This is a genomic window from Jannaschia formosa, assembly GCF_003340555.1.
In the GTDB taxonomy this organism is placed as follows: domain Bacteria; phylum Pseudomonadota; class Alphaproteobacteria; order Rhodobacterales; family Rhodobacteraceae; genus Jannaschia; species Jannaschia formosa.
This window is the reverse complement of sequence record NZ_QPLJ01000003.1, coordinates 53131-79720: the sequence shown is the minus strand read 5'-3', so window position 1 is coordinate 79720 and position 26590 is coordinate 53131. Positions and strand designations below refer to the sequence as shown.

26 protein-coding genes and 1 pseudogene are annotated in these 26590 nt (G+C 69.9%); 15 read left to right on the top strand and 12 right to left on the bottom strand.

Annotation, left to right across the window (positions count from 1 at the left end; translation table 11 throughout):
* Positions 1–21: 21 nt before the first annotated feature.
* From DR046_RS04790 to DR046_RS04780, 3 genes and pseudogenes are all read left to right on the top strand, one after another.
* Entirely contained in the window at positions 22–735 is a 714-nt protein-coding gene (locus DR046_RS04790) for an NYN domain-containing protein (protein WP_115380539.1), read from the top strand.
* 98 nt (positions 736–833) lie between these two features.
* Positions 834–1642: pseudogene (locus DR046_RS04785) on the top strand (manganese catalase family protein); the annotation flags it as partial.
* 72 nt (positions 1643–1714) lie between these two features.
* Positions 1715–2893 carry a zinc-dependent alcohol dehydrogenase gene (locus DR046_RS04780; RefSeq protein WP_115380854.1) on the top strand — a complete coding sequence of 393 codons (1179 nt, stop codon included), beginning with the start codon at positions 1715–1717 and terminating at the stop codon, positions 2891–2893.
* Between the two features lie 7 nt (positions 2894–2900).
* On the opposite strand, the gene DR046_RS04775 is transcribed toward DR046_RS04780, so the two are convergent.
* Genes DR046_RS04775 through DR046_RS04760 form a run of 4 tightly spaced genes read right to left on the bottom strand, consistent with a single transcriptional unit; the run spans position 2901 to position 5219 of the window.
* The gene (locus DR046_RS04775; protein ID WP_115380538.1) at positions 2901–3347 is read right to left on the bottom strand and encodes a MarR family winged helix-turn-helix transcriptional regulator; all 447 of its coding nucleotides are present in this window, start codon (positions 3345–3347) and stop codon (positions 2901–2903) included.
* The gene (locus tag DR046_RS04770) at positions 3344–4174 is read right to left on the bottom strand and encodes a carbon-nitrogen hydrolase family protein (protein ID WP_115380535.1); all 831 of its coding nucleotides are present in this window, start codon (positions 4172–4174) and stop codon (positions 3344–3346) included. The genes DR046_RS04775 and DR046_RS04770 overlap by 4 nt, the downstream gene beginning before the upstream one ends.
* Complete coding sequence (gene grxC, locus DR046_RS04765; RefSeq protein ID WP_115380534.1) at positions 4174–4431, bottom strand: glutaredoxin 3; 258 nt, start codon at positions 4429–4431, stop codon at positions 4174–4176. The genes DR046_RS04770 and grxC overlap by 1 nt, the downstream gene beginning before the upstream one ends.
* A 41-nt stretch (positions 4432–4472) precedes the next feature.
* Entirely contained in the window at positions 4473–5219 is a 747-nt protein-coding gene (locus tag DR046_RS04760; protein WP_115380532.1) for a ComF family protein, read from the bottom strand.
* A 17-nt stretch (positions 5220–5236) separates the two neighbouring features.
* On the opposite strand from DR046_RS04760, the gene DR046_RS04755 reads away from it, so the two are divergent.
* Both DR046_RS04755 and hemH read left to right on the top strand, forming a co-directional pair.
* Positions 5237–6049, top strand: a complete 813-nt coding sequence (locus DR046_RS04755; protein ID WP_115380530.1) for a methyltransferase domain-containing protein — start codon at positions 5237–5239, stop codon at positions 6047–6049.
* 5 nt (positions 6050–6054) lie between these two features.
* Positions 6055–7104, top strand: a complete 1050-nt coding sequence (gene hemH, locus DR046_RS04750; RefSeq protein ID WP_115380852.1) for a ferrochelatase — start codon at positions 6055–6057, stop codon at positions 7102–7104.
* A 54-nt stretch (positions 7105–7158) separates the two neighbouring features.
* Here hemH and DR046_RS24580 read toward each other — a convergent pair whose 3' ends face one another.
* From DR046_RS24580 to DR046_RS04735, 4 genes are all read right to left on the bottom strand, one after another.
* Positions 7159–7284: a hypothetical protein gene (locus tag DR046_RS24580; protein WP_280652822.1), complete on the bottom strand. Its 126-nt coding sequence runs from the start codon at positions 7282–7284 to the stop codon at positions 7159–7161.
* Positions 7285–7392: 108 nt separating this feature from the next.
* Positions 7393–7791: a (deoxy)nucleoside triphosphate pyrophosphohydrolase gene (locus DR046_RS04745; protein WP_115380850.1), complete on the bottom strand. Its 399-nt coding sequence runs from the start codon at positions 7789–7791 to the stop codon at positions 7393–7395.
* Positions 7792–7802: 11 nt separating this feature from the next.
* Positions 7803–9212, bottom strand: a complete 1410-nt coding sequence (gene argJ / locus DR046_RS04740) for a bifunctional glutamate N-acetyltransferase/amino-acid acetyltransferase ArgJ (RefSeq protein ID WP_115380528.1) — start codon at positions 9210–9212, stop codon at positions 7803–7805.
* A 6-nt stretch (positions 9213–9218) separates the two neighbouring features.
* Positions 9219–10046, bottom strand: coding sequence for a peptidylprolyl isomerase (locus tag DR046_RS04735; RefSeq protein WP_115380526.1), 828 nt, complete (start codon positions 10044–10046; stop codon positions 9219–9221).
* Between the two features lie 204 nt (positions 10047–10250).
* Between DR046_RS04735 and secA the strand changes: the two genes are divergently transcribed.
* The 6 genes from secA (at position 10251) to DR046_RS04700 (ending at position 18466) form a co-directional block, all read left to right on the top strand.
* Positions 10251–12989, top strand: a complete 2739-nt coding sequence (secA, locus tag DR046_RS04730; RefSeq protein ID WP_115380524.1) for a preprotein translocase subunit SecA — start codon at positions 10251–10253, stop codon at positions 12987–12989.
* Positions 12990–13043: 54 nt separating this feature from the next.
* Positions 13044–14480: an alkaline phosphatase D family protein gene (locus DR046_RS04725; protein WP_115380522.1), complete on the top strand. Its 1437-nt coding sequence runs from the start codon at positions 13044–13046 to the stop codon at positions 14478–14480.
* A gap of 545 nt (positions 14481–15025) precedes the next feature.
* Entirely contained in the window at positions 15026–15925 is a 900-nt protein-coding gene (locus DR046_RS04715) for a hypothetical protein (RefSeq protein ID WP_115380518.1), read from the top strand.
* A 194-nt stretch (positions 15926–16119) separates the two neighbouring features.
* Positions 16120–17076: a hypothetical protein gene (locus DR046_RS04710; RefSeq protein ID WP_115380516.1), complete on the top strand. Its 957-nt coding sequence runs from the start codon at positions 16120–16122 to the stop codon at positions 17074–17076.
* 3 nt (positions 17077–17079) lie between these two features.
* Positions 17080–17505 (top strand): phage holin family protein, encoded by a 426-nt coding sequence (locus DR046_RS04705; RefSeq protein ID WP_115380514.1) that lies wholly within the window; start codon positions 17080–17082, stop codon positions 17503–17505.
* Positions 17495–18466 (top strand): DUF3618 domain-containing protein, encoded by a 972-nt coding sequence (locus tag DR046_RS04700; protein WP_115380512.1) that lies wholly within the window; start codon positions 17495–17497, stop codon positions 18464–18466. The genes DR046_RS04705 and DR046_RS04700 overlap by 11 nt, the downstream gene beginning before the upstream one ends.
* A gap of 168 nt (positions 18467–18634) precedes the next feature.
* On the opposite strand, the gene DR046_RS23510 is transcribed toward DR046_RS04700, so the two are convergent.
* Positions 18635–18802, bottom strand: coding sequence for a hypothetical protein (locus DR046_RS23510; protein ID WP_167766888.1), 168 nt, complete (start codon positions 18800–18802; stop codon positions 18635–18637).
* A gap of 169 nt (positions 18803–18971) precedes the next feature.
* On the opposite strand from DR046_RS23510, the gene DR046_RS04695 reads away from it, so the two are divergent.
* From DR046_RS04695 to DR046_RS04680, 4 genes are all read left to right on the top strand, one after another.
* On the top strand, positions 18972–20288 hold the full coding sequence (locus tag DR046_RS04695) for a right-handed parallel beta-helix repeat-containing protein (RefSeq protein WP_167766886.1): 1317 nt from the start codon (positions 18972–18974) through the stop codon (positions 20286–20288).
* 126 nt (positions 20289–20414) lie between these two features.
* Positions 20415–21410: a glycosyltransferase family 2 protein gene (locus tag DR046_RS04690; protein ID WP_115380508.1), complete on the top strand. Its 996-nt coding sequence runs from the start codon at positions 20415–20417 to the stop codon at positions 21408–21410.
* Positions 21407–22864 carry a lipopolysaccharide biosynthesis protein gene (locus DR046_RS04685; protein ID WP_115380506.1) on the top strand — a complete coding sequence of 486 codons (1458 nt, stop codon included), beginning with the start codon at positions 21407–21409 and terminating at the stop codon, positions 22862–22864. Before DR046_RS04690 ends, DR046_RS04685 begins: the two co-directional genes overlap by 4 nt.
* A gap of 85 nt (positions 22865–22949) precedes the next feature.
* Positions 22950–24098, top strand: a complete 1149-nt coding sequence (locus DR046_RS04680) for a glycosyltransferase (protein ID WP_167766884.1) — start codon at positions 22950–22952, stop codon at positions 24096–24098.
* Here the strand turns inward: DR046_RS04680 and DR046_RS04675 are convergent.
* From DR046_RS04675 to DR046_RS23505, 3 genes are read right to left on the bottom strand one after another with little or no spacing between them, the layout of a single operon-like run.
* Positions 24092–25834, bottom strand: coding sequence for a sensor histidine kinase (locus DR046_RS04675; protein ID WP_115380502.1), 1743 nt, complete (start codon positions 25832–25834; stop codon positions 24092–24094). The two genes, DR046_RS04680 and DR046_RS04675, sit on opposite strands and share 7 nt — an antisense overlap.
* On the bottom strand, positions 25834–26400 hold the full coding sequence (locus DR046_RS04670) for an RNA polymerase sigma factor (protein WP_115380500.1): 567 nt from the start codon (positions 26398–26400) through the stop codon (positions 25834–25836). Before DR046_RS04670 ends, DR046_RS04675 begins: the two co-directional genes overlap by 1 nt.
* Entirely contained in the window at positions 26397–26555 is a 159-nt protein-coding gene (locus DR046_RS23505) for a NepR family anti-sigma factor (protein WP_167766882.1), read from the bottom strand. Before DR046_RS23505 ends, DR046_RS04670 begins: the two co-directional genes overlap by 4 nt.
* Positions 26556–26590 lie beyond the last annotated feature (35 nt).

Here is a 26590-nt window from a genome sequence, read left to right as displayed (position 1 = left end):
GGGACCGCAACGGAGACCCCAATGCCCCAACGCGACCGCCCCCTTCTCGCCGTCCTTGTCGATGCCGACAACATTCCCGCCAAATATGCCGAGGCGATCATGAAGGAGATCACCGGCCTGGGCGAACCCGCCCTGCGCCGGGTCTATGGCGACTGGTCGGGCGGCCACCTGCGCCACTGGGCCGACAAGGTGCTGGAGCTGGGCCTCGTCGCCCATCAGGAGACGGCGAACACCAAGGGCAAGAACGCCTCGGATATCGGGCTGGTGATCGACGCGATGGATATCCTCCATTCCGGGCGCTTCGACGGCTTCGTGCTGGTCTCGTCGGACAGCGACTTCACCCGGCTCGCCTCGCGCATCCGCGAGGAGGGGCTGGACGTCATCGGGATCGGCGAGGGCAAGGCGCCCGAAGCGCTGCGCAAGGTCTGCAACCGCTTCATACAGATCGAGAACATCGTCGAGGAGCCGGAGGCGAGGACTCCGAGCGGCGCCCCGGTCCCGGGCAAGAAGAAGCCGCAGGACGCGCTGCCGCTGATCCTGCGCGCGATGGAGCGGATGGACCAGGACGACGACTGGTACGCGCTGGGCGCGCTGGGCAGCCAGATCGTGGCCGAGGTGACGGATTTCGACACGCGCACCTATGGCAAGCGCAAGCTCTCGGACCTCGTGGCCGACATCAAGCGGCTGGAGACCCGGATGGAGGGCACGCAGCTGATGGTCCGCCGTCTGGACTGAGGTCCCGGGCGCGGCCGATTAACAGTTGTCGATCCGCGTTGCCTCGCGCGGCGCGGCCCTACCTGAGGCTCTCCGGATGCAACCTTGAGGAGAGCACCGTGTTCCTGCGCCGGTTCAGGCTGCAACACGAGGCCCGCGTCGACGCGCCCGATCCCGTCTTCGCCGGATACCTCCAGCAGGCCGTCGGCGGCGTCGAGGGTGAGGTCCGCGTGGCCATGCAGGATTTCTCCCAGGCGATGGGCGCGCGGGGCGACAAGCGGTTCCGCGACGTGCTGATGACCGCCACCGAGGAGTTCAGCCATATCGAGCGCCTCGGCCATGCCGTCGCGCTCAATTCCGACAAGGCGCCGCTCGACGCGAAGGAGGCGGCAGCCGAGGACCTAATCGGCGCGACCATCGGGGGCATGAACCTGCGTCATGTCCACTCCTCGGGCCTGTCGGCGATGCCGGTCAACGCCAATAGCGTGCCCTTCGACCTGAGCCATGTCTACGCGACCGGCAATATCGGCGCCGATAGGCTGGTCAACGCGATGGCCGGGGCGTCAGGGCGCGTGCCCTCGCGTCTCTACGACATGACGGAGGATGCGGGGGTGAAGGACATGCTCCCGCTCCTGATCGCGCGCGACACCCTGCACCGGCAGCAATGGCTCGCCGTCATCGAGGAGCCGGGCGGGATCGAGGCGGTGATGCCGGTCCCGAACTCTACCCGTCGGAGCACGAGGCGATGGGGCACAGCTCCTGCCTCCTCAACATTTCCCCCGACGAGCCTACGCCGCGGGGCGTCCGGACCGATGGCGGCCCGTCCATTGACGGGCGCGGGACCTATACGGCGAATGACAAGACCGAGCCTGAGGGGCAGGTGCCCGATCCGGGCCGCGCCCGCCCGGAATCGGGCGCCCGGAGAGAGCTATTCCAAGGAGCAAGCCATGTGCCCGCCCGCGAGCGGGTACTCCATCCATCCCCAGAACGGAGACATCCCATGCGCGCCGTCACCTATCACGGAACCGGAGATTTCCGCGTCGACACCCATCCCGACCCAAAGATCGAGCATCCGCGCGATGCGGTGATCCGCGTCACCACGACCGCGATCTGCGGTTCGGACCTGCATCTCTACGACGGGTTCATCCCGACCATGAAGAAAGGCGACATCATCGGCCACGAATTCATGGGCATCGTCGAGGAGGTCGGACCCGAGGCTGCCGCGAACGGCAACCTCAAGAAGGGCGACCGCATCCTGATCCCCTTCACCATCGCCTGCGGCAACTGCCTGTGGTGCCGCAAGGAGGAATTCAGCCTCTGCGACCAGTCGAACCGCGAGCCCGAGAAGCTGCGCATGATGACGGGCGCGGCGGGGGCGGGGCTGTTCGGCTACAGCCATCTCTACGGCGGCTACGACGGCGGGCAGGCGGAATATGTCCGCATCCCCTTCGCCGACACCACGCACATGAAGGTGCCCGAGGGGATGGATGACGAGCAGGTCATCTTCCTGACCGACATCTTCCCGACCGGCTGGCAGGCCGCCATCAATGCCGAGGTCGGGCCCGGCGACACGGTCGCGATCTGGGGCGCGGGGCCGGTGGGGCTGTTCTGCCTGGAATCCTGCAAGCTGCTGGGCGCCGAGCGGATTGTCGTGATCGACGACGTGCCCGAACGGCTCGCCCTGGCCGAGCGGCGGGGCGCGGCGGTCATCGACCGCTCCAAGGTCAAGCCCTACGACGTGCTGATGGAGGTGACGGACGGCAAGCTGCCGAGCAAGTGCATCGACGCCGTGGGGCTCGAGTCGCATGGCGCGGGGATCATCGACACCGTCTACGACCGGGTGAAGACCGCGACCTTCCAGGAGACGGACCGCCCCCACGCGCTGCGCGAGGCGATCATGTGCTGCGCGAAGGGCGGGATCGTCAGCCTGCCGGGCGTCTATGCCGCGGTGGTCGACAAGTTCCCGATAGGTGCGGCCTTCGCAAAGGCGCTGACCTTCCGGATGGGGCAGACCCACGTCCTGCAGCATACGGACAAGCTTCTGAACCACATCCGCGAGGGGGACATCGATCCGACCTTCCTCATCACCCATCGCGGCGGGCTCGACGACGCGCCCGAGCTCTACAGGACGTTCCGCGACAAGAAGGACGACTGCATCAAGGTGGTGCTGAAGCCCTAGGAGCGGGTCACCCGCCTTTTTCGGAGAAGCGCCGCCGCATCTCGCGCAGGACGGGGATGGCGGCGCGGACCCGGGCGGTGCCGGTCTCGGCCACGGCCTCGGCCAGGATCGGCCGGATCGCGCCCAGCGCCTCGTCGCGCGCCCGTGCCCCCGCGCCCGAGATCGCGACCCGCTTGCGCCGCGCGTCGTCCCAGTCGGGGCGGATGTGGATGTGACCCGCCCAGTCCAGCCGCGAGAGCGTGTTGGTCATCGCGCCGCGCGACAGGTGGAAGATGCGGGCGAGCTCGGCCGGGGTCCGCTCCTCCCGGTGCTCGGCGAGGTAGTTGAGCAGGACGAAATGGCTGAGCTCCATTCCCTTGGGCAGGGCGCGGGAGAGCCGGGCGCGGATCAGCTGATCCGCCGTCAGCATCTCGCTGAAGAGGGCCGTGGCCAGACGCTCCGCGTCGTCGCTCATGGCCCGTGCCAGTCCGGCTGGGTGTAGATGGCCGGAACGCGGGCGCGGGCCTCGGCCGCCAGCCGCGGGTCGATCTCGACGACATGGGCGTCCCGGGCGGTGCCCGCGTCCAGCACGACCTCGCCCCAGGGGGCGACGACCATCGAATGCCCGTAGGTCCGCCGCTCGCGCCCGACCCGCGCAGGGTGGGTCCCGGTCTGGGCGGGGGCGATGATCCAGCAGCCGGTCTCGATCGCGCGGGCGCGCAGCAGCACCTCCCAATGGGCGGCGCCGGTCACCGGCGAGAAGGCCGAGGGCACGGTGAGGATGTCGGCCCCCGCCTGCGCGAGCTTGCGGTGGAGCGCGGGGAAACGCAGGTCATAGCAGATCGTCAGGCCGATCTTGCCCCAAGGGGTGTCGGCCACCGTGGCGCGCGTCCCGGGCCGGTAGCCGGCGGATTCGCGGTAGGTCTCGGTCTCGTCCACCGCCACGTCGAACATGTGGATCTTGTCGTAGCGCGCGATGATCCGGCCCTTGGGATCGATCAGGAAGGACCGGTTGGCGAGGCGCCCCTCGGGGTCGGCCGTGCGCAGGGCCAGCGATCCGATCAGCAGCCAGATGCCGTGATCGGCCGCGTCGGCCCGCAGCGCCGCCAGCACCGGGTCGCGCGCCTCGGGGCGCAGCACGCTACGTTGCCAGGCGCGGTCCATCGAGACGCAGTTCGTGACCTCGGGGGTGGCCACGAAATCGGCACGCAGCCGCACCGCATCCGACAGCAGGTCGCGGGTCTGCTCGATGTTCTCCTCGGGGTCGTCCGAGGAGGTGAGTTGGAGCAGACCGGCGCGCATCAGCCTTGCAGCAGCGCGTCCAGCTTGCCCGCCCGCTCCAACGCATAGAGGTCGTCGCAGCCGCCGACATGGGTGTCGCCGATGAAGATCTGCGGGGTGGAGGTGCGGCCGTTCGCACGCTGGGTCATTTCGGCGCGCGCGCCCCTGACTCGCGCGGTGTCGATCTCGGTGACAGGCGCGTTCTTGGAGGCGAGCAGATGCAGCGCCCGGGTGCAGAAACCGCAGAGCGGCTGGGTGTAGATCGTGACGGGTTGCATGGGCACGGTCCTCAGAGGTTATCCGCGCGACATATATGTGACTATGCGTCCTTCGCAACGCGGGCGAGCATCAGGACGGTGATCCGGGCCGCGCCCATGCCCCGGATGACGTCGGATGAGGCAGCGAGCGTCGCGCCGGAGGTCATCACGTCGTCGATCAAGGCGACATGGCGCCCCGCGAGATCCTCGCGGCCCGGCGCCATGCAGCCGTCGAGATTGGCGAATCGGTCCCTGACCGACTTGTGGTCCTGACTCGGCGTCTGGCGCACACGGCGCAGCGCCTCGGGGGCGAAGTGGCCGCCCGTAATCCGGGCGAGGTCGGAGGCGATCAGGGCCGACTGGTTGTAGCGCCGCTTGAGCAGGCGCCAGCGGTGGATCGGGACAGGTACGAAGACCGTCTCGGGGCCGATCAGGTCGCCGGCGCGTCGTGCGATCCAGCGCGCGGCGGCGCGCGCCAGCTCCGTCCGGTCTCCGTGCTTGAGCGAAAGCACCATGCGCCGTCCGCCGCCCGCATAGGACAGGACCGCCCGCCCCTCGTCCCAGGGGCGCGCGAGCGTCAGGCAGTCGTCGCAGCGCGCCGCGCCGTCGGCCGCGCCGGGCAGCGAGGTGCCGCAGAGGTCGCAGGCCGCCCCCGAGATGAAGGGCGTCTCGGACCAGCAGGCGGGGCAGAGCGCGAACTCGTCCTCCACCCTCTCCTGGCAGAGCAGGCAGGTGCGGGGATAGAGCGCCTCGCGAAGCGCCGCCGCGGCCTTCGAGACGGAAACGGTCCTTTGCAAACCGCCGATCATCGCCTACCTCCCCTCCGATGTCCCAGCCGATCCTCACCGACCGCGCGGCGCTGGCCGCGCATCGCGCCCGCGCCGACAGGTCGGCCCTCTTTCTCCACGAGGAGGCGGCCGACGAGGTTCAGGAGAGGCTCAAGGACGTTAACAGAAGGTTTACGGCGCCCGCCGTCGTGACCGGCCATCCCGATTTCTGGCGCGACGTCGTTCCCGGCGCCCGCGTCGTGCCCGATGCGCCCGTGCTCGACCTGGAGCCGGGGGCGCATGACCTCGTCGTCCACGCCATGGCCCTGCACTGGGCCGACGACCCGGTGGGGCAGATCATCCAGTGCCGCCGGGCGCTCAGGCCCGACGGGCTGTTCCTCGCCGCGACGCTGGGGGGCGAGACCCTGCAGGAGCTGCGGGCCGCGCTGGGCCAGGCCGAGACCGAGTTGACCGGCGGGTTGAGCCCCCGCGTCGCGCCCATGGCCGAGATCCGCGACCTCGGCGCGCTGCTGCAGCGCGCAGGGCTGGCGCTGCCGGTCGCGGACCGGATGCCGCGCCGCGTCCGCTATCGCGACATGCACCGCCTGATGGCCGATCTGCGCGCCATGGGCGAGACCAACGCGCTGGCCGCGCGGCACAAGGTCGTGCCCCCGCGTGGTCTATTCCCGCGTGCGGCGCGTATATATGCCGACGCCTTTCCGGACGCGGACGGGGTGGGCGCCACATTCGAGACGATCTTCCTGGCGGGCTGGGCCCCGTCCGACGATCAGCCGAAACCCCTGCGGCCCGGCTCGGCCCAGGCAAGGCTGGCCGACATCCTGGGGGTCGCGGAACGAGGGACAGACGAATGAACATGATGACCGATACCAGCCTGCCGCACGCGCCCGCCGACCACCCGAAGGTGCGGATGGGCAGGATCGGCGTGCTGCTGGCCAATCTCGGGACGCCGGACAATTACGACTACTGGTCGATGCGCCGCTACCTCGGAGAGTTCCTGTCCGACCGCCGGGTCATCGACTACTCGCCCTGGCTGTGGCAGCCGCTGCTGCAGGGCATCATCCTGTCGAAGCGCCCGTTCTCCTCGGGCGCGGCCTACAAGTCGATCTGGAACGAGGACAAAGGCGAGAGCCCACTGGCCACCATCACCAAGGCCCAGACCGCCGAGATGGCGAAGCGGATGCAGGCGGCCTTCGGCGATCGCGTCGTGGTCGACTACTGCATGCGCTACGGCAACCCCTCGACCAAGTCGAAGGTGGAGCAACTGCAGGCCGCCGGCTGCAGCAGGATCGTGTTCTTCCCGCTCTATCCGCAATATGCAGGCGCGACGACGGCCACGGCCAACGACCAGTTCTTCCGCGCGCTGATGCAGTTGAAGTGGCAGCCGCCGGTGCGGACGGTGCCGGCCTACAGCGACGATCCCCGCTATATCGACGCGCTGGCCCAATCGGTGGAGCGGGCCTACGCCGCGGCGGAGACGAAGCCCGAGATCCTCGTCTGCTCCTACCACGGGGTGCCGAAGCGCTACCTGATGGAGGGCGACCCCTATCACTGCCAGTGCCAGAAGACGACGCGCCTGCTGCGCGAGCGGCTGGGCTGGGCGCCCGAGAAGATCGTCACCACCTTCCAGTCGAAATTCGGCCCCGAGGAATGGCTGAAGCCCTATACCGTCGAGGAAGTCGCGCGGCTGGCCGAAGAGGAGGGCAAGAGGAACATCGCCGTGATCGCGCCCGCGTTCTCGGCCGACTGCATCGAGACGCTGGAAGAGATCAACGAAGAGATCAGGGAAAGCTTCGAGGAGGCGGGCGGCGAGGTCTTCACCTACATTCCCTGCCTAAACGACGAGGCGGCGCATATGGATGCGCTGGCGGCCATCGTACGGGAAAATCTGGCGGGCTGGATCGACTGATCCGGCGCCCGCCAGGGTCGGGTGTCTGTGCACACACCCTAACCTTCAGGCGAATCAGCCAACCGGGCGCCCGGCGAACGTACGGCTCCCCACCCGCACCTCCATCAGGCCATCTTTCAGCATCTTCACGAACGTGCCCTGAACGGACAGGTAGTTCCCTATGGTGATCGTCTTGAGCATCCAGTTTCCTCCGACTGGCTGTGAGTTATCATAAGATAGGTGCGGACTTGGGCATGTCCTAGAGAAAAATGCCGCAATTGTCCGCAGTCGGAGAACGATGTTGCGTCGCTACAGCCAGTCGCGCAGGATCGGAACAAGGGGAATATCCGCGGGCGGCATCGGATAGTCTTTCAGCTTCAGCGGCTTGACCCATGCCAATGTCTGGTTTTCCCGGCCTTGCACCTGCCCCTTCCATTTTCGGCAGGCGAAAAGCGGCATCAGGAGATGGAAGTCGGAATAGGCATGTGACGCGAAAGTGAGCGGCGCAAGACAACTTTGCCAGGTGTCTATGCCGAGTTCCTCGTTCAATTCGCGGATCAGCGCGGCTTCGGGCGATTCGCCCGCCTCCACCTTTCCTCCGGGAAATTCCCAGAGCCCGGCCATGGATTTCCCCTCCGGCCGCTGCGCCAGCAGCACGCGGCCGTCGGCATCGATCAGGGCGACGGCCGAGACGAGGACGAGGGGCAGGCCCAAGCCGGTCAGGACCGGTAGTCGGCGTTGATCTCGATGTAGCGGGCGGTCAGGTCGCAGGTCCACATCGTGCTCGCCGCGCGGCCGAGGCCGAGATCCACCGCCAGGGTGAGCCGGTCGCGCCGCATGTAGGCAGCGCCGGCCTCCTCGGTATAGCTTTCGGCGATGCGACCGTTCTCGGCCACGAGGATGTCGCCGAACGAGATCCGCAGAAGGTCGCGATCGGCCCTGGCGCCGGACTTGCCGACGGCCATGACGATGCGGCCCCAGTTCGGGTCCTCGCCGGCGATGGCGGTCTTGACCAGCGGCGAGTTCGCGATGGCCGAGGCCACCTTGCGCGCGTCGGCCGCCGAGGCGGCGCCGGTGACGCTGACCTCGACCAGCTTGGTCGCGCCCTCGCCGTCCATGACGATCTGAAGCGCCAGGTCCTTCAGGACTTCGCCCAGCGCGGCCTTGAAGTCGGTCTTGTTGCGGGTGCGGGTCTTGTTGATCTCGCGATGTTCGGCGCGGCCCGTGGCCGCCGCGATCAGCGTGTCCGAGGTCGAGGTGTCACCGTCGACCGTGATCGCGTTGAAGGTGCTGCGGGTCAGGTCCGCCAGCATCGCCTGCAGCGCGTCGGCCGTCACCCTGGCGTCGGTGAAGACATAGGCCAGCATCGTCGCCATGTCGGGCGCGATCATGCCCGAGCCCTTGGCAATGCCCGCGATGGTGACCGTCGTCCCGTCGAGCTCCACCGTCCGGGTCGCGCCCTTCGGGAAGGTGTCGGTCGTCATGATTGCCCGCGCCGCATCCGCGATGCCTTCGGGCGACAGAGCCTGCGACAGCCCGTCGAGCGCCGCCGCGATGCGGTCATGCGGCAGCGGCGCGCCGATCACCCCGGTCGAGGAGGTGAGGACGCGGGCGGGCGGCACGCCCAGCGCCTGCCCGGCCGCCTGGCAGACGGCTTCGACCGACTCCACCCCGGCGGCGCCGGTGAAGGCGTTGGCGTTGCCCGAGTTGACGAGGATCGCCCAGCCCCCCTTGCCCTTCGCGGCCGCGAGCTTCTGCTGACAGTCGAGCACCGCCGCCGAGCGGGTGGACGAGCGGGTGAAGACCCCCGCAACGACGGTGCCGGGGGCGAGGTCGGCCAGCATCACGTCGGTCCGGTTCTTGTACTTCACGCCCGCCTGCGCGGTGGCGAAGCGGACCCCCGCGATGGCGGGCAGGTCGGGGAAGTCGGGCGCCAGCGGCGAGACGCGCGGGCCCTCGGGCGCGGCCTGATCGGCCGCGGGGGCCGCCGGAAGCGCCGCCTCCAGCTCGGCGATGCGGGCCTTCAGCTTGGCGCGCTTGGCCTTCTTGCCCTTGGTCTCGTCGACCTTGTCCGCGGCCTTCTTGACCTTCTTCAACGCCTTCTCGGCGTCCGACTTCCCCTTGGCCATCCCGCGTTACTCCAGAAGGTCCGTCTGACGGATCAGCGACGGGTCGAGCTCGACCTCGGCGCGCTCGACCTCGGCGGACTCGGTCAGGCGGGTGATCTCGGCGTCGACGGCGGCCGATTGCAGCTGCGTCTCAAGCTCGGCGCGGACCTGCTCCAGCGGGGGCGCGTCCTTCTGCCGGGTCTCGTTGAGCTTCACGACATGCCAGCCGAACTGGGTCTGGACCGGCTCGCTGATGCCGCCAGCTTCCATGCCCTGAACGGCCTGCTCGAACTCGGGCACCATCATGCCCGCGCCGAACCAGCCCAGCGCGCCGCCATTCGGGCCGGACGGGCCGGTCGATTCCTCTCGCGCGAGCTCGGCGAAGTCGGCGCCGCCCTCCAGCTGCTCGATCAGCGCCTGCGCCTCCTCCTCGGTCTCGACCAGGATGTGGCTGGCGTTCCACTCGGTCTCCGGCTCGGCCCCGCCATAGGTCTCGTCGTAGAGAGCCTGAAGCTCGGCAGGGTCCCTCGGGGCGGTCGCCGCGCGGTCGATGACGCGGCCCGCGAGATATGCGCGCTGCTCGTTCTCGAGCCCGAGCTCATCGGCCCGGGCCATGTCCTCGCGTGCGGAATCGGCCAGCACCTGCTGCTGGATCAGCTGCTCCAGCATGCCGTCATAGAGCACCTCGTCGGGAAGCTGCTGATACTGCTGCGGCAGGCGCGCGCGCATGGCGATCAGATGGCCCAGCGTGATGTCGGTTCCGTTGACCGTGGCGAGCACCGTGTCGGCCTCCTGCGCGGAGGCGGGGGCCGCGAGCGCAAGCGCCAGGGCGGTTCCCATCATCAGGTTCTTCATCGGGTCGATCCTTTCCGGCGCCAGGCGGCGCCCGTAGTTCCTCGGCTCGAGGGGCCTTCGTTGACACCCTTCGGGGCGCCACTTAAGTGCGCTCTCAGGCAATTTACACCGCGCCCCCGACCTGGGGTCGGCGCCGTCCTCACGTCAACGCTTGAATATGGGGCGCGCGGTCGGGCGGCAAGAGCGCGAAGGACGGGTAGGCACATGCTGGGATTGGGTGGCATCGCGAAGAAGGTCTTCGGCACGGCGAACGACCGGCTGGTGAAGGCCAGGATGAAGACCGTGGCGCGGATCAACGAACTGGAGCCCGAGTTCCAGGCGCTGACCGACGCCCAGATCGTCGAGCGCACGCGCGCGCTGCAGGAGCGGGCGAAGGGCGGCGAAAGCCTCGACGACCTCCTGCCCGAGGCCTTCGCCAACTGCCGCGAGGCCGCGCGCCGCGCGCTGGGCCTGCGCGCCTTCGACGTGCAGCTTCTGGGCGGCATCTTCCTGCACGAGGGCAACATCGCCGAGATGAAGACCGGCGAGGGCAAGACCCTGGTCGCCACCTTCCCCGCCTATCTGAACGCGCTGGCGGGCAAGGGCGTGCATATCGTCACCGTCAACGACTACCTCGTGCGCCGCGACGCCGAATGGATGGGCAAGGTCTTCTCGGCGCTGGGCATGACCACCGGCGTCGTCGTCCCGCAGCAGCCCGACGACGAGAAGCGCGCGGGCTACGCCGCCGACATCACCTATGCGACCAACAACGAGCTGGGCTTCGACTACCTGCGCGACAACATGCGCAGCAATTTCGGCGAGATGTTCCAGCGCGGTCACAACTTCGCGATCGTCGACGAGGTCGACTCGATCCTGATCGACGAGGCGCGCACGCCGCTGATCATCTCGGGCCCGTCGCAGGACCGCTCGGAGCTTTACCAGAGCATCGACGGCCTCATCCCCGAGATCCAGGACGAGCACTTCACCAAGGACGAGAAGCAGCGTTCGGTCACCTTCACCGACGAGGGCAACGAGTTCCTGGAGCACCGCCTGCACCAGGCCGGTATCCTTCCCGAGGGCCAGTCGCTCTACGATCCGGAGTCGACGACCATCGTCCACCACGTCAACCAGGGGCTTCGCGCCCACAAGCTGTTCTACAGGGACCAGAACTACATCGTGCGCGACGACGAGGTCGTGCTGATCGACGAGTTCTCGGGCCGGATGATGCCGGGCCGCCGCCTGTCCGACGGCCTGCACCAGGCGATCGAGGCCAAGGAGGGCGTGTCGATCAAGCCTGAGAACGTGACGCTCGCCTCGGTGACCTTCCAGAACTACTTCCGCCTCTACGACAAGCTGGCGGGCATGACCGGCACGGCGGCGACCGAGGCCGAGGAGTTCGGCTCGATCTACGGGCTGGGCGTCGTCGAGGTGCCGACCAACAAGCCGGTCGCCCGCGCCGACGAGGACGACCACGTCTACCGCACCGCGGCCGAGAAATACGCGGCCATCGTCGAGGAGATCAAATCGGCCCATGCCAAGGGCCAGCCGGTGCTGGTCGGCACGACCTCGATCGAGAAGTCCGAGATGCTGTCGGGCATGCTGAAGGCCGAGGGGCTGGAGCATAACGTCCTGAACGCCCGCCTGCACGAGCAGGAGGCGCAGATCATCGCCGACGCAGGCAAGCCCGGCGCGATCACCATCGCCACCAACATGGCCGGGCGCGGCACCGACATCCAGCTCGGCGGCAATGTCGAGATGCGGGTGCTGCAGGCGCTGGCCGCGGACCCGCAGGCCGACCCCGACGAGGTGCGCCAGCGGATCGAGGCCGAGGTCGCCGCCGACAAGCAGAAGGTGCTCGACGCGGGCGGGCTCTATGTTCTGGCCACCGAACGCCACGAAAGCCGCCGGATCGACAACCAGCTGCGCGGCCGGTCGGGCCGACAGGGCGACCCGGGCCGGTCGGTCTTCTTCCTGTCGCTCGACGACGACCTGATGCGGATCTTCGGGTCCGAGCGGCTCGACTCCATGCTGGGCAAGCTCGGCATGAAGGAAGGGGAGGCGATCGTGCACCCCTGGGTGAACAAGTCGCTGGAGCGCGCGCAGGCGAAGGTCGAGGGCCGCAACTTCGACATCCGTAAGCAGCTTCTGAAGTTCGACGACGTGATGAACGACCAGCGCAAGGCCGTGTTCGAGCAGCGGCTGGAGATCATGCAGGCCGAGGAGATCGGCGAGATCGCGCAGGACATGCGCCACCAGGTCATCGACGATCTGGTCGATCAGTACCTGCCGCCGAAGACCTATGCCGAGCAGTGGGATGCGCAGGGCCTCTATGCCGCCTGCATCGAGGTTCTGAACCTCGACGAGCCGATCATGGCCTGGGCCGACGAGGACGGCGTCGACCAGGAAACGGTTCGCGAGCGGCTCTACGAGGCGTCCGACAAGGCGATGGAGAAGAAGGCCGAGTCCTTCGGCGCCGACCAGATGCGCCAGGTCGAGAAGCAGGTCCTGCTCCAGACCATCGACGCCAAGTGGCGCGAGCATCTGCTGACGCTGGAACATCTGCGCTCGGTCGTGGGCTTCCGCGGCTACGCCCAGCGCGACCCGCTCAACGAGTACAAGACCGAGAGCTTCCAGCTCTTCGAGGGGATGCTCGACGGCCTGCGCGCCGATGTGACGAAGAAGCTTGCGCAGATCCGCCCGCTGACTGACGAGGAACGCCGCGCGATGCTGGAACAGCTTGTCGCCCAACAGCGCGCCGCCCAGGCCGCCGCCACGCCGCAGCCGCAGTCCCAGCCTCAGCCGCAGCCCGTCGGCGCCGGTGCGCCCGTCGCGGCTTCTGCCGGCGGGGCCGCCGCCGCGGGCTTCGTCGAGGACGACCCGACGACCTGGGGCAACCCGGGCCGCAACGACCCGTGCCCCTGCGGCTCGGGCAAGAAGTTCAAGCATTGTCACGGCGCCTACTAGGGCACCTTGCGCGGGCGCTTGCGCCCGTCCCTCCCGCGCCTATCTGACAGGGCCATGGCCTCCGCGGACGATCCGATCGGCCCGGTCCTGATCCTGGACGAGATCCGGGGGGACCGGATGCATCTCGCCGCGCTGGCGATCGGCAGGGCCGCGCCCGACCCGCTGGACGCCCCGGACGGGCCCGCGCCGTTCGAGCATCTGGCGAGCTTCGGCGAGATCACGGTCTGGCGCGCGCGCTTCGCGGTTCCCGCCGAGGCGCCCTCCTCCTACCGGTTCGCGGGAAGCACCTACGAGATCGCGGGCGCCCTGGGGGGCGACCTGCGCTTCGCCTACGTCTCCTGCAACGGGGAGGAGCACGCCGACCTCTCGCGCGCGCCGGCCGAACGCAACGTCATGTGGCGCCGCCTGGGCGAGGACCATGCGGAGGCACCCTTCGCTCTGCTGCTGCATGGCGGCGACCAAGTCTATGCCGACGAGGTGACGCAGGACCATCCGCTGAGCGCGGGCTGGCCCGTGGACCTGCCCGACGCGCCGTCCGAGGCGGCGCTGGACGAGCTCGCCGCGCATCTGCGCGCAGGCTTCGCCCATCGCTACGCCGCGCTCTACGCCCAGCCGGCCTTCGCCTGGCTCGCCGCCCGGGTGCCTTCGCTGATGCAATGGGACGACCATGACATCTGCGACGGCTGGGGCTCGCTCCCGCCCGAGGCGGCGGAGTCGGCAGTCGGCCGGGCGATCTTCGCGGCGGCGCGCGAGGCGGCGCTGGTGTTCCAGCACGCCTGCCGCGATGGCGACCTGCCCGGGCGGTTCGACGCGCCCGCCGGCGATCATCTCGGCTGGTCGGTCGCGGGCCCCGGCTTCCGCCTGGTGGCACCGGACCTGCGCAGCCAGCGCAGCCTGACCCGGGTCATGGGCGCCACCGGCTGGAGCTTCGTCGAGCGCATGGCCGAGGAGACCGAGCCCCGCCACTGCTTCCTGATGTCGAGCGTCCCGCTGCTCGGCCCGCGCCTGTCGCTGGTGGAGCGGGCGATGCGCCGCGTGCCCGGCATCCAGAAATACGAGGACGACCTGCGCGACCAGTGGCAGAGCCGCGCGCATCGTGCCGCCTGGGTGCGGATGCTGCGGCTGGTCGACCGCATGGCGGCCCGCTCGGGCGCCGACGTCACCGCGCTCTCGGGCGAGATCCATCTCGCCACGCGGGCCGAGATGCCGCTGGGCGGCGGCCGCGTCCTGCACCAGCTCGTCGCCTCCGGGATCGCGCATCGCCCGCCGCCCCAGTTCTGGGCGCGCCTGCTGGGCGCGCTGGCCGCGCTTGGCGAGGCGCCGATCCCCGAGCGCCCGATCCGCATCCTGCCGCTGCCCGGCCAGCGCGGACGCTATGCCGCCGAGCGCAACGCCCTGACCCTTACGCGCGCGGACGGCGTCTGGTCCGCCTCCTGGAGCCTGGAGCATTCCGGCCCCACGCCCCCGCTGTCCCTGACGACCGGCGCATGAGGGCCGGAACAAGGTTGGCGCAGGCTCCGCGTCCGGCTCGGGGCGGTCCTCGGCGCGGGACCAGCGCACTGACCCACTGGAGGTCCTGCCGCGATTCCCGCCCTCGAGGCCTTTGCGTGAGTCCTCCGATGCGTGGGGCAACGTAGCTGCCGACAAAGGACTTGTTTCGCGCGGAGTGTCGCCAGCCTCACTATGGACCTCGTAATTGGGGTGCCCGAAAGTATCGCGCTCGGCGTCGCGGGCGGGGCTAGGCTCTTCACGGACCGCAAGAACGGGGCGGCGCATTCGGTCGCCGGGACGGTGGCGGGCCAAGCCAGTCAGGCCGCGGCGATCCAGGCGCGCCAGGGTCAGGCTCTGGAGTTCAGGCAGATCGGGCAGCGCAACAGCCTGTCGGCGAGTCAGGGCCTGCAGGGGATTGTCGCCGCGGTGGCTGCAATCCACCCTCCCGCGGGCGGACGGTGCGCGTCGCCAGAATGGCGCGACCCCGAAATGGTCGCATTCCCTCCGTAAATAGGCGCGGTGTCGACTAGTTCACGAGGTTCATCATGCCGTTCCGACCCCGCACCTTCCGGATTCCCGCTTCCGCCCGCCGCCTGCGCCATCTCGCGCTGCTTCTGTTGCTGCTCGCCAGCGGGGCGATTCTGGCAGGGCGCGTCCTCGGGCCGGGCGAGACCGACATCGCGAGCGAGCTGACCGGCGTCACCGACGCTTCGCTGGAGCCTCCGGCGGAGCTTCCGCTGGCGGACCGGCCCATCGCCCGCGCCACCTCGGGCGAGGGCGGCTGTGCCGTCCGGGCCGAGGCCGTTCCGCAGCACGCGGCGATGATCGCCCTGACCGTCGCCGCGCCCTGCCACGCCGGCAACCGCGTCGATATCGTGCAGGGAGAGCTGGGCGTCACCGTGCGGCTCGACGCCGAGGGGCACGCCGCGTTGTCGTTGCCCGCCCTGTCCGGGTCGCCGACGCTCGCCGTGCGCGTGGCGGAGGCGGAGCCGGTCCAGCTTCTGACCTGGGTGTCGGATTTCGACCGTTATCAGCGCGCGGTCCTGCAATGGGGTGGGCGCCCGGGGCTGCAGTTGCACGCCTTCGAGAACGGCTCCGGCTGGGGCGGCGCGGGTCATGTCGGCCCGGATGCGCCGCGGGCGGTCGCGGATGCCATCGCCGGCACGGGCGGGTTCCTCGTCCGGCTGGGCGATGCAGAGGTCTCCGACGGGCTGGGCGCGCTGGTCTACACGGCGCCCGCGGCCGTGCCGGTGGCGCTGACGCTCGAGGCGCCGGTCACCGCCGAGACCTGCGGGCGGCACATCGACGCCGCCGCCTTCCGCGTCGGCCCGGGGCTCGCGCCCGCGCCGCAGCCGGTCGCGCTGACCGTTCCGGGGTGCCAGGCGGTCGGCGACGCGGTGCTGATCGACGGCCTGCTGGACGCGCGGGTCGCCGCGGTACGCTAGGGCCCGCGCTCCCTCAGGGGCCGGGGCGGGCGGAGCCGTCCGTCCCGGCGCCGTAAGCGCCGCTCCGCCAGTCGGATTTGCGCGGGGCGAAAGCGCTGACGCGCGGGCGGAACCACTCGCGCAATTTTGGGTTGTCCCCTCGACGCTTTTCGACGCGCCCCCGCGCGCCCCCTAGCGGATGAACGGAGAGACCGATGACCCAACCTGCAAACGAGACCCCAATCGAAACCGGGCAGAAGAAGGCCGAGGACACGGTCGAGGCCGCCAAGTCCCGCGCCTCCCGCCTGGCGAGCGAAGCCAGGAACACCGCGTCCGACCTGGCCTCCGGCGCGCGCTCGCGCGTCGAGAGCGAGGTCAACGCCCGCGGCGAAGCCGCGCGCGACACCGTCGCCACCGCCGTCGAGGACACGGCCGAGACGCTCCGGACCGCCGCCGAGCGGATGAGCGAGGGCACGCCCCAGTCCGAGGCGGTGCATCGTGCGGCCAATACCGTCTACGGCGTGGCCGAGCAGATCCGCGACACCGACATGGGGACCGCCGCCGACAACCTTGCGGCCTTCGCGCGCCGCCATCCGGTGCCCTTCCTGACCGGAGCGGCCGTGGCCGGCATCGCGATCGGCCGCTTCATGAAGGCGTCCTCGCGCTCGTCCACCACTTCCCACGCTTCCCACGCTTCGGGCTATTCGGGCGCGGGCTCGGCCTACGGGCAATCGGATTACGAACGTTCGGATGTCGCTCGGCCAAGCCCGGCGCCGGTGCGCCCGGGCGTGCCGCAGTCCATGGCCTCGGGCACGCCTGCCTCTTCGGGCGCGGCGCGCACGCCGTCCCCGACGACGGGCAGCGCGACGGGCGCCTCGGCCGGCAGCATCGGCGGGTCCGCCTCCGGCACTGGCACCGGCACTGGCACCGGCACCAGCCCCTCCGCATCGACCACCGGATCGTCCGGTTCGGGCACCGGCACGTCGAGCGCCTCCGCCACGCCGAGCAGCTCGATGGGGACGGCGCCGACCGCGTCGCCCACGCCGCGCCCCGGTGCGGCAGGCACGTCGAGCGTGGAGACCCCCAAGCCGGCCTCCGCGGAGAAGCCCAAGACGGCCTCCGACAACAACAAGGCGGCCTCCGACAACAAGACGCCGTTCAAGGAGAGCTGAGCCATGACTGCGCAAGATCACACCTCCTCCCCGAACGTCACGCCTGCGGACGATCCGAGCCCGATCCAGTCGATCCTGCTTCACGCGCACCGGCTGGTCCGCAAGGAGATCGACCTGCTGAAGGCCGAGGTCTCGGAGCGGGTGAGCAAGGCGGGATCGGCGGTCGTCATGATCGCGATCGGCGCCATCCTGCTGCTGCCCGCGCTGAACGTCCTCGCCGCCGCCGCCGTGACCGCGCTGGTCGCGCTCGAACTGGCGGGCTGGGTGGCATCCCTCATCGTCGCGGCCGTTCTCATCGTGATCGCCCTCATCCTCGTGATGAGCGGGATCTCGACCCTCAAGAAGACGAGCTTCGTCCCCCGCGACACCATCGACACCTTGGAGCGCGATGCGCGCGTCCTGAAGGAGACCATCAAAAATGACGCATGACCCCAACAAGGCTCACATCGAGGCCGAAATCGCCGAGGAACGGAACGCGCTGGCCGACAGCCTCAGCAAGCTGACCTCCCAGCTCTCGCCCGAGAACCTGGTGAACTCCGTCGGCGAGACGCTGAAGTCCCAGAGCGACGACCTCGCGCAGGCGGTCGTCCGCGGGGCCAAGGAGAACCCGGCCGCGCTGGCGCTGATCGGCGCCGGGCTGGGCTGGCTGCTGCTGTCGAAGTCGACCGGAAAGTCCTCGTCCTCCTCCGCGCCGGCCCGTGCGCCGGTCGGCTACCCGGCCCGTGCGCCGGTCGGCTACGACGCGACGCCGCGCCAACCAGTCGGCGGCCTGCGCCACGACACCAGCGAAGAGGCCCGCTTCAAGGCCCGCGTCGCCGCCGCCGAAGCCTCGCTGAACCAGCCGCACGAGGCCGACGATCACTCGATGATCGACCAAGCCAAGCGCTTCATCCGCAAGAACGCGTCCCAGATGCGCGCGTCGCTCTATGACGGCACCTCGGAGTTGAGCGACCTCGCCCGCGAGCGTGTGGTCGCGGCCCGCCGCAAGGCCCTGATGGCCCAGGAGCGGACGGAGCATCATCGCCGCGCCATGCAGGCGAAGAGCACGTCGTTCTACTACGACAACCCGCTCATCGTCGGGGCAGGGGCCGCCGCCCTCGGCGCTGCCGTGGCGATGGCCCTGCCGCGCACGCAGATGGAAGACGAGACCTTCGGCGCCCACCGCGACGCGCTGGTCGACGAGGCGGACCGCGTTCTCCACGAGGAGCTCGCGCGCGCCAAGCGCATGGCCTATGCCGCGATGGACGAGGCCGAGGCGATGGCGCAGGAAGCCGTCGACGAGATGCCCTCCGGCGAGGAGGCCGTCGCCCAGGCCGAGGCGAAGGCCCGCGAGGCGGGCGAGCGGATCAAGTCCCGCGCACAGGAAGCGCAGGACGCCAAGGCCCACTGAAGGAAGCCCGGGACGGCGCTGCGGCGCCGTCCCGCGGCCGATGTTCGGCCTGACATCCGAGCCGGCCCGGACGGACCCTGCCGGACCTCGATGTCTCGGGACCTCAACGTTTCCCGAAATTACCCGGACGAAGTAGAAGGGCGGCACCCGGAAGGTGCCGCCCTTCGACTATCGCCGTTGGTCCGGATCAGAATCTTCTTCATCGCCCCAGGAATTCGGCCAGGGGGACGCGTCCGTCGATTCCTCGCCGAACGCGTCGCGCCCGGTGACGAGGAAGATCAGGATCGCGATCAAAGAGAGCCCGACGAGACCGCCGAGCAGAATCTCGAGGTTCATGCGTCGCTCCTTCTCGTCTTGCTTATTGTTAAACGCCGCCGGACCTCGGCGGTTCCTGAACCGACTGTTTCCCTCCTCTCTGTGGACGGAATGCCGCACCTGTCCCCGAACTTGGCGCGCCGTCGCAGCCCGTGTTACAGCGGGGCCGAGACAGGACCGGATCCGCCAGATGACCCGCACGACGCCTTCCGCCGCCACCCGGTTCCGCTGCAACGCCGCCGGTCTGCTGCTGGCGCTGGCGCTTCTGCTACCCGGGGCGGGATGGGCGCGGGATCATTTCGTCGCCCCGCCGGGCGCCGTCCCGGCCGAGGCAGGCGACGGCAGCCGTGCCCGCCCCTGGGCCACGATCGAGGACGGGTTCCGCATCGCCGAGCCGGGCGACCGGCTCATCCTGCTGCCCGGCGAATACGGCCCCATCGACCTCGCCCGCCGGACGTTTCAGGGCCGCCCGCTGACCATCGTCCCGGAGACGCCCGGCACCGTGCATGCGACCCGGCTGAGCCTCGACAAGGTGAGCAACGTCGTCATCCGCGGGCTGCAGCTCTGGCGGCTGGAGCGCGGGGACCATGTGCGGCTGGTCGATACCTACCCGGGTTCCGCATCGGTCCGTTTCGAGCGGCTGGACCTGCGCGGCGGGCCGGACGCGCATGACTACATGAACTGGACGAGGGCGGATTGGGCGGATGGCGGCTGGCGCGCGTCCGGCATCACCCTGCGCGGCGACGACAACGCCCTGATCGCGAGCGAGCTGACGGGCGTCGCCTTCGGTGTGACGACGTGGGGCGCGCGCGCCGAGATCCGGGGCAACGTCATTCGCGGCTTCTCCGCCGATGCGATGCGGGGCCTGGGTGAGGACAACGTCTTCATCGGCAACCGCGCGATCGACGCCGTGCGCATCGACGGCAATCACGACGACGGCTTCCAGTCCTGGGCGACAGCACCGGGGCCGGACGGGCGCCCCTGGCAAAACGGATTGCGCGTCGAGGACAACGTCATCGTCGAGTGGACGGGCCGGCCCGATCACCCGCTGCGCGGCAAGCTGCAGGGGATCGGCCTGTTCGACGGGATGTACCGGGACCTCGTGATCCGGAACAACCTCGTCATCGTGTCGCAATATCACGGCATCGCCGTCTACGGCGCCCAGAATGCCGTCGTTGCCAACAACACCGTGCTCGGCCCCGGTGGCGGACCGGCGGACCGGCCCTGGATCACCGTGCGCGCGCACAAGGACGGGACCGATCCGGGCGGCAACAACGTGGCCAACAATGTCGCCACGACCTACAAGGGCGTGCCGGATGCGCAGCGACGGAACGTGGTCGCGCAGTATCCCGCACGCCTGTTCCGCGACATCCTCGCCGGGGACTTCCGGCCGAAGCCCGGGAGCGGGCTGATCGACACTGCCGATCCCGATTTCGCCCCCAGCCACGACATCACCGGCATCGCCCGCGGATCGACCCCGGACTTCGGCGCCTTCGAGGCGCCCTGATGCCCGCGGGCAACGGCTCGTCCGCTGCAGCCCGGGCGGGCGATGACAGCGGAGGCGGACATTCCGTAGATGAGTGGCCCGCCCGCGCCCTCCGGTACGGGTGTCGCATCGAGGTGAGCACATCCCATGAGCGCCGCTGACGCCTCGCCCGCCCCCCTGCTGACGGTCATCGTTCCGGTCCACGACCGCGAGACGCTGGTGGCGGGAACCATCCGCAGCCTCGTCCCCGCCGTGGCCGCGGGGGTGGAGGTCCTGATCGTCGACGACGGCTCCCGCGACCGGTCGCTCGCCGTCGCCGAGGCGACGGTCGATGAACTCGGGATCGGCCATGCGGTCCGCGTGCTGTCGCAGCCAAATGCCGGGCCCGGCGCGGCGCGCAACACCGGCGCTGCCGCCGCGCGGACGCCCTGGCTCGCCTTCCTCGACAGCGACGATCTCTGGCTGCCCTGGACGGCCCCGACGCTGCTCGACGCGATCCTGCGCCCCGACCCGCCGGCTGCGATCTTCCTGGCTCCGCATGTCTTCACCGACACGGCCGACCTGTCGCGCCTGTCGCCAGCTGCGGCGGTCGTTCGCCGCCATCCGACATTGCTGGCCATGCGCGGCGCGCCGGACCGCCTGTCGCTGATCGGAAGCTGCAACTTCGCGGTCAGGGCCGATGCCTTCGCCGCGGCCGCGGGATTCACCGAGCGCACGCGCTGCGCCGAGGACAGCGACTTGTTCTACCGCCTGGGCGATCTCGGCCCTGTCGACAGCATCGCCGCCCCCGCGCTCGTCGCCTTCCGGACCATGGGTCAGGCATCGCTGACGCAGGACACGGCGCAAATGGCAGCGGGCTACACCTTCCTCTTGGCGCGCGAGGAGGCGGGTGCCTATGGCGCCCCCTCACCCGAACGAAGCAGGGTACTGGGCCTCGGCGCCGCTTTCGCGGTCCGGCGGATATTTGCGCGGGGACAGGCCCGATTGGCCTACCGGCTCCTCTGGCAGGCGCGGAATGTCCTGCGCGAAGCGCTGGACGCCGCCACGCTGCTCAAGCTCTGGGCGACTCCGCTGCTGGCGCTGCTGCGACCAAGGAACCACCGCTTCGACTGGCGCGCGCTGCTGGGCGGGGAGCGGGCGTGACCGAGGGGGCGGCGCGGTCGGGGCTCAGCCGTGTCGTCGTCTCGGGCGTGCGCTGGACGGTGGGGGCGCGGCTGGTGCGGATCGTCTCGACCATCGGCGCGCTGGCCGTCCTGTCGCGGCTCCTGACGCCCGAAGCCTTCGGCACCGTCGCGCTGATCATGTTCGTCGTGGGTCTTGCGCAGGTGCTGGGCGATTTCGGCGCCCGCATCGCCCTCGTCCAGCGCCCCGAGATCGACGAACGCGACCGCAGCACCGCCTTCTGGTTCAATGCGGCGCTGTTCGTGCTTCTCTTCGCGCTGACCCAAGCCTTCGCGCCGGCGATTGCGGATCTGTTCGACACGCCCGAGATGACCGGGCCGCTGCGCTGGACCTCGGTCATCTTCCTCGTCCAGGCCTTTCAGGGCGTCTCCCTCTCCCTGCTGGAGCGGCGCTACGAGTTCCGGACCATCGCCTTGGCCGAAACGGCGGGCAGCGTGCTCGGCTCGCTCGCGGCGGTGATCGCCGCCCTTCTGGGTGCGCAGATCGGCGCGCTGATCGTGCAGGTCGTCGGCGCGACCGTCGTGACGACCGGGATCCTGCTGGTCAGAGCCCGCTGGCGCCCCCGGGCAATCTTCGACCCCGCCCGGCTGATGCCGCTCCTCCGCTTCGGCGGCTACCTCACGCTGAGCGGGTTTCTGCAATTCGCGTCCGCCAACGCGCATCGCCCCATCGTCGGAAGCGGGCTTTCCCCGGTGGCACTGGGCTACATGTCGGTCTCGCAGCAAGTCGTCTCGACACCGATCAAGGTCATCGCACAGATGGTGCGGAAGGTGATGTTCCCGGTGCTCTCGTCGATCCAGGAGGACGAGGTCCGCACCCGCACGGCCTATCTGCGCACGGTCCATGCGCTGATGCTGGTGATGGCGCCGGTCTGCCTCGGGCTCGCCGCCGTGGCCGGTCCCTTCGTCGCGCTGCTGCTGGGCGACGGATGGGAGACGGTGGCGATACTGATCGCGATGATGGCCCCCGCCGCCCTGTTCGGGGCGCAGGGCGACCTGACGGCGACGCTGTTCCTCGCGCGGGGCCGGGGCAGGTTCATCTTCTTCTGGAGCCTGGGCCTCGCAGTCGTCACGATCGGCGTCATGCTGGCGTGCCTGCCGCTGGGCCTGATCGGCGTCGTGGCCGGACGTGTCGCTGTGCAGGTCGTCGAGGTCCCCCTGCACACGCTCGTCGCGTGCCGGATGATCGGTTTGCCTCCCACCGCGGTCCTGCGTGCCGTCGCAGCTCCGATCGGCGCGGCGCTGGTGATGGCGGCGGCCGTGGCGCTCGCCCGCCGGGCGCTCGACTGGCCCCCGGCGCTGGAACTCGGAGCGATGATCGCGCTCGGCGCGGCGACATATTGCGGGCTGCTGTTGGCGCTGGACCGCCGACGTAGCCTGGATCTGCTGCGCGCGGGACTGGCGCGCAGCGGATAGGGTTCCGGAGTCACGCTTCGTCGGTCGAGTAGGGGTCATGTCAGTATCCTCCCACGCTTCGCACAGTCCCCGGCTCGCCGTCGCGATGCAGCGGCTCGGCATGCCCTCCGAGGTCTGGGCCCTGCGCCAGATCGAGGGCTTCGACGCGCTCGCCCCGATCCTCGTCGGCTGGGAGGCGGAGCCGGACGCGACGCTTCCGCAACTCGAACAACGCCGCGTCGCCGCGCCCTTCCCGCCCTCGGGCGGGCTGGCACGTCGGGTGGCGGCACGCGCCGGGCTCGCCTGGGGCCGCGCCCCCAACCGCAGCGAGGCGTCGGCGATCCGCGACGCGTTGCGGGGGACCGACGCCGCGCTCTGCCATTTCGGCTGGACGGCGATGGCGGTCGCCGCGGCGATGCCGCGCAGCTACCCGGTGATCTGGCACATGCACGGGCGGGACGCCTCGGTGAGCCTGCGCTGGCCCGGCTATCGTGCCGGGCTGCGCCGCCACCTGCGCCATGCCGCGCTGCTGGTGACGGTCGGCGCGCACCAGCTGGAACGGCTCGCCCCGTTCGGCCTGCCCGATCGGCGCGTGGTGCTGCCCTGCGGGGCGCCGCTCGCGCTCTTCGCTGCGGGACCGCTGCCCGTGCAGGACGACGGCCGCGTCCGCTTCGCCTCGGTCGGACGGCTCTCGCCCGAGAAGGGCATGGAGGAGACGCTGGCCGCCTTCGAGCGCATCGCGCCGGACCTGCCGGGGGCGGAGCTGGTGCTGATCGGGGGCGGTCCGCTGGCTGGAACGCTCGCGGCGCGGGCGGCGGCCGGACCCGCGGCGGGCCGGGTGCGGCTGACCGGGCCGCTGCCCCCGGCCGGGGTCGCCGCGGAACTGGCCCGCGCCCATGTCTACCTTCAGCACAGCCGCGAGATCGGCGGTTCGGTGGAGGGCTTCGGCGTCACGCTGGCCGAGGCTGCGGCGGTGGGCCTGCCACTGCTCGCCTCGGCGACGGGCGGGCTGATCGACCAGATCGTCGAAGGAGAGAACGGCCATCTCTTCCCGGCGGGCGACGTCGCCGCGCAGGCCGCGCTGATGCATGCGCTGGCCGCCGATCCGGCGCGGCGGGCGCGGCTGGGGGAGGGCGCGCGCCGGCTGGCCGTGCGGTTCGACTCCGCCGTCCAGGCCCGGCGGCTGCAAGCCGAGATCCTTGCCGCACTGGCGGCGCGTGCGGCCCTCCCGACCGGACCCGGGGCGCGTCAGTAGTCCTCGGGCGTCTGCGAGAAGGCCTCCACCTTGAACTGCATCGAGACGCGGTGGCGGCCGCCTTCGGTCAGGGTCTCGACCTTGCCGCCGAGCTGCGACGCGAAGGCGCGGATCAGCCGCGCGCCGAGGCCGCTCGACGTCTTCTCGTCGATCACCGTGCCCGGCAGGACCGAGTTCTCGCAGACGAGTTCGGCCACGCCCTCGTCGACCAGGCGCAGCGAGGCGGCGACGACCGGCTTCTCGCCCGGCGGTGCCGCCAGGTGCTTGAGTGCGTTCGTCCCGAGCTCGGAGGCCAGCAGCGACAGCGGCAGCGCCTGATCCGGGTAGAGGATGACCTCATCGAAGGTGCCGGTATAGACGATGTCCTCGCGCGCGTCGGCCGACATCGAGATCAGCTGCTTGAACAGGTCGTCGAGCAGGCGGCCCGCATCCGAACGGCTCAGGTCGTCGGTCTGGTAGAGGTTGCGGTGCACCGCCGCGAGGCCAAGCACCCGCTCCTGCAGGCGGCGAAGCACGCCGACCGTCTCCTCGTGGCGGGCGGCGCGGATCTGCATGTTCATGATCGACGAGATGAGCTGAAGGTTGTTCTTCACCCGGTGGTGGATCTCCTTCAGCAGGACGTTCTTCTCGCGCAGCGCGTCCTCCATCCGGGCCTCGTCGTTGGCGAGGTCCAGCGCCATCTCGACGAAGCCCCTTTCCAGGTCCTGCAACTCGGCCGGGAGCCGGGTGCGGTTCTCGCGCGAGGGCAGGGCGCGGCGCTGTGCGAAAGCCTTCATCATCTTCCGGAGCGCGCCGATATGGCGCACGACCAGCCGGTCGACCGCAAAATAGGACACCGCGATGCTGGCCGCGAACATCAGGATCGGCAGCAGCGAGGCGGGCAGGGGGATGCCGGCGAAGGTGGTCCGATGCTCCTCCCGCGGCCAGGCGGCGAGCCCGTAGAGCAGGTTCGGCACGAGGGGGATGACCGCGAAGGTCCGCGGTACCCCGTCGGTGTCGAGCCGGTCGAAGGTCAGCGAGTTGACCCCGACGAGATCGGACAGGTCCAGCCCGTCCGGCAGGATCGCCCGCTCCTGGCCTGCCTGCGTCTCGGCGGTCAGGATCTCGCCTTCGGTGTTGAACGTCAGCAGCGAGAGCGGGGTCTGGTCGGCCGGCAGGTCGCTGCGCTCCGCCGTGAAGCGGAGCGGGATCGAGACCGAGACGAAGCCGCGCAACGCCGTCTCCGACCGGACCGGCCGCAGCACGTTGATGACAGGTTCCTTGCTGACGTCGGGGGCGTCCAGGCGCGAGATATAGGACCGGGGCGCCTCGCGAAGGTCCGCGAGCAGGGTGCCGGAGCTGTAGTCCCGCTCCCCCCCGGCCGAGGCGCAGTTCATGACGCCGTCGTCGCCGATGAAGCCCACGAAGCTGTACCGGTCGGATCGCTCGATGTAGCTGGAGAGATAGTCCCGGCACGCGTCCGGATCGTCCGCCAGAAGGTCCAGCACGACGGTCAGCGCCTCGGCGGCGCCGAGCGCGCGTTCGGCCACGGTCCGCTCGCCATGCGCGGCCTGCCGCGTCATGCTGAGCAGCGTCAGCTCCTCACGCCGCTGCGCCGCCTCCGACAGGGCCTGCGTCTGCAGGATCATCACCAGACCCAGCGGCAGCAGCGACAGCGCCAGAAAGGCCGCGACCCTGAACCGCAGGCCCCGGAAGAAGGACTGCCCGCCTGATGCGTCGTCCTCGCCCGGTTGCATCAGAAGGCGGTGGTGCCGTTCGCAGAGACCACTGCAACCGTTGCCGTGTCCGTCAGTTCCACCGCTTCGTCATCGCTCAGATGCATCAATTCCGCCAGGCGCTTGCGCCCGCGATTGGCCCGCGACTTGATCGTGCCGACCGCGACGCCGCAGGTCTCTGCCGCTTCCTCGTAGGAAAAGCCGGAGGCGCCGACCAGGATCAGCGTCTCGCGCTGCTCGTCCGGCAGCTTCTGGAAGGCCTTCCAGAAGTCGTCCATCTGCAGCCGGCCGTCATGAGCCGGCTTCTCGGCCATCGCGTCGGTCAGCACGCCGTCGACATCCGCGACCTCGCGCTTTACCTTGCGGCGGCTGGAATAGTAGGTGTTCCGCAGGATCGTGAACAGCCAGGCGCGCATGTTCGTGCCGGCGGTGAACTTGTCGATATTGGTCCACGCCTTGACGACGGTGTCCTGCACCATGTCGTCGGCAGTGGCCCCGTTCCGGGTCAGGGACAGCGCGAAGGCGCGCAGGGCGGGCAGGTGTTCGACCAGCTCGTCGCGCGGATCGCCGTGTTTTGGCTTCTTCATGACTGGCTCCCGGTCCCCCGGTCCTTCTCGCGCAGTTGCTGCAACAGATCGGTGAAGCGGTCCGGTAGGCTGCTTTCTTCCATCTGCCTGAAGACGCGCCGAAGGTTCTCATCGATTTCCACGTCTGTCCGGGCTTTCGGTTGTTGTTCGTTCATGAAGGGGAAGGCCTCGAAACTTGCGGAACTTGCCT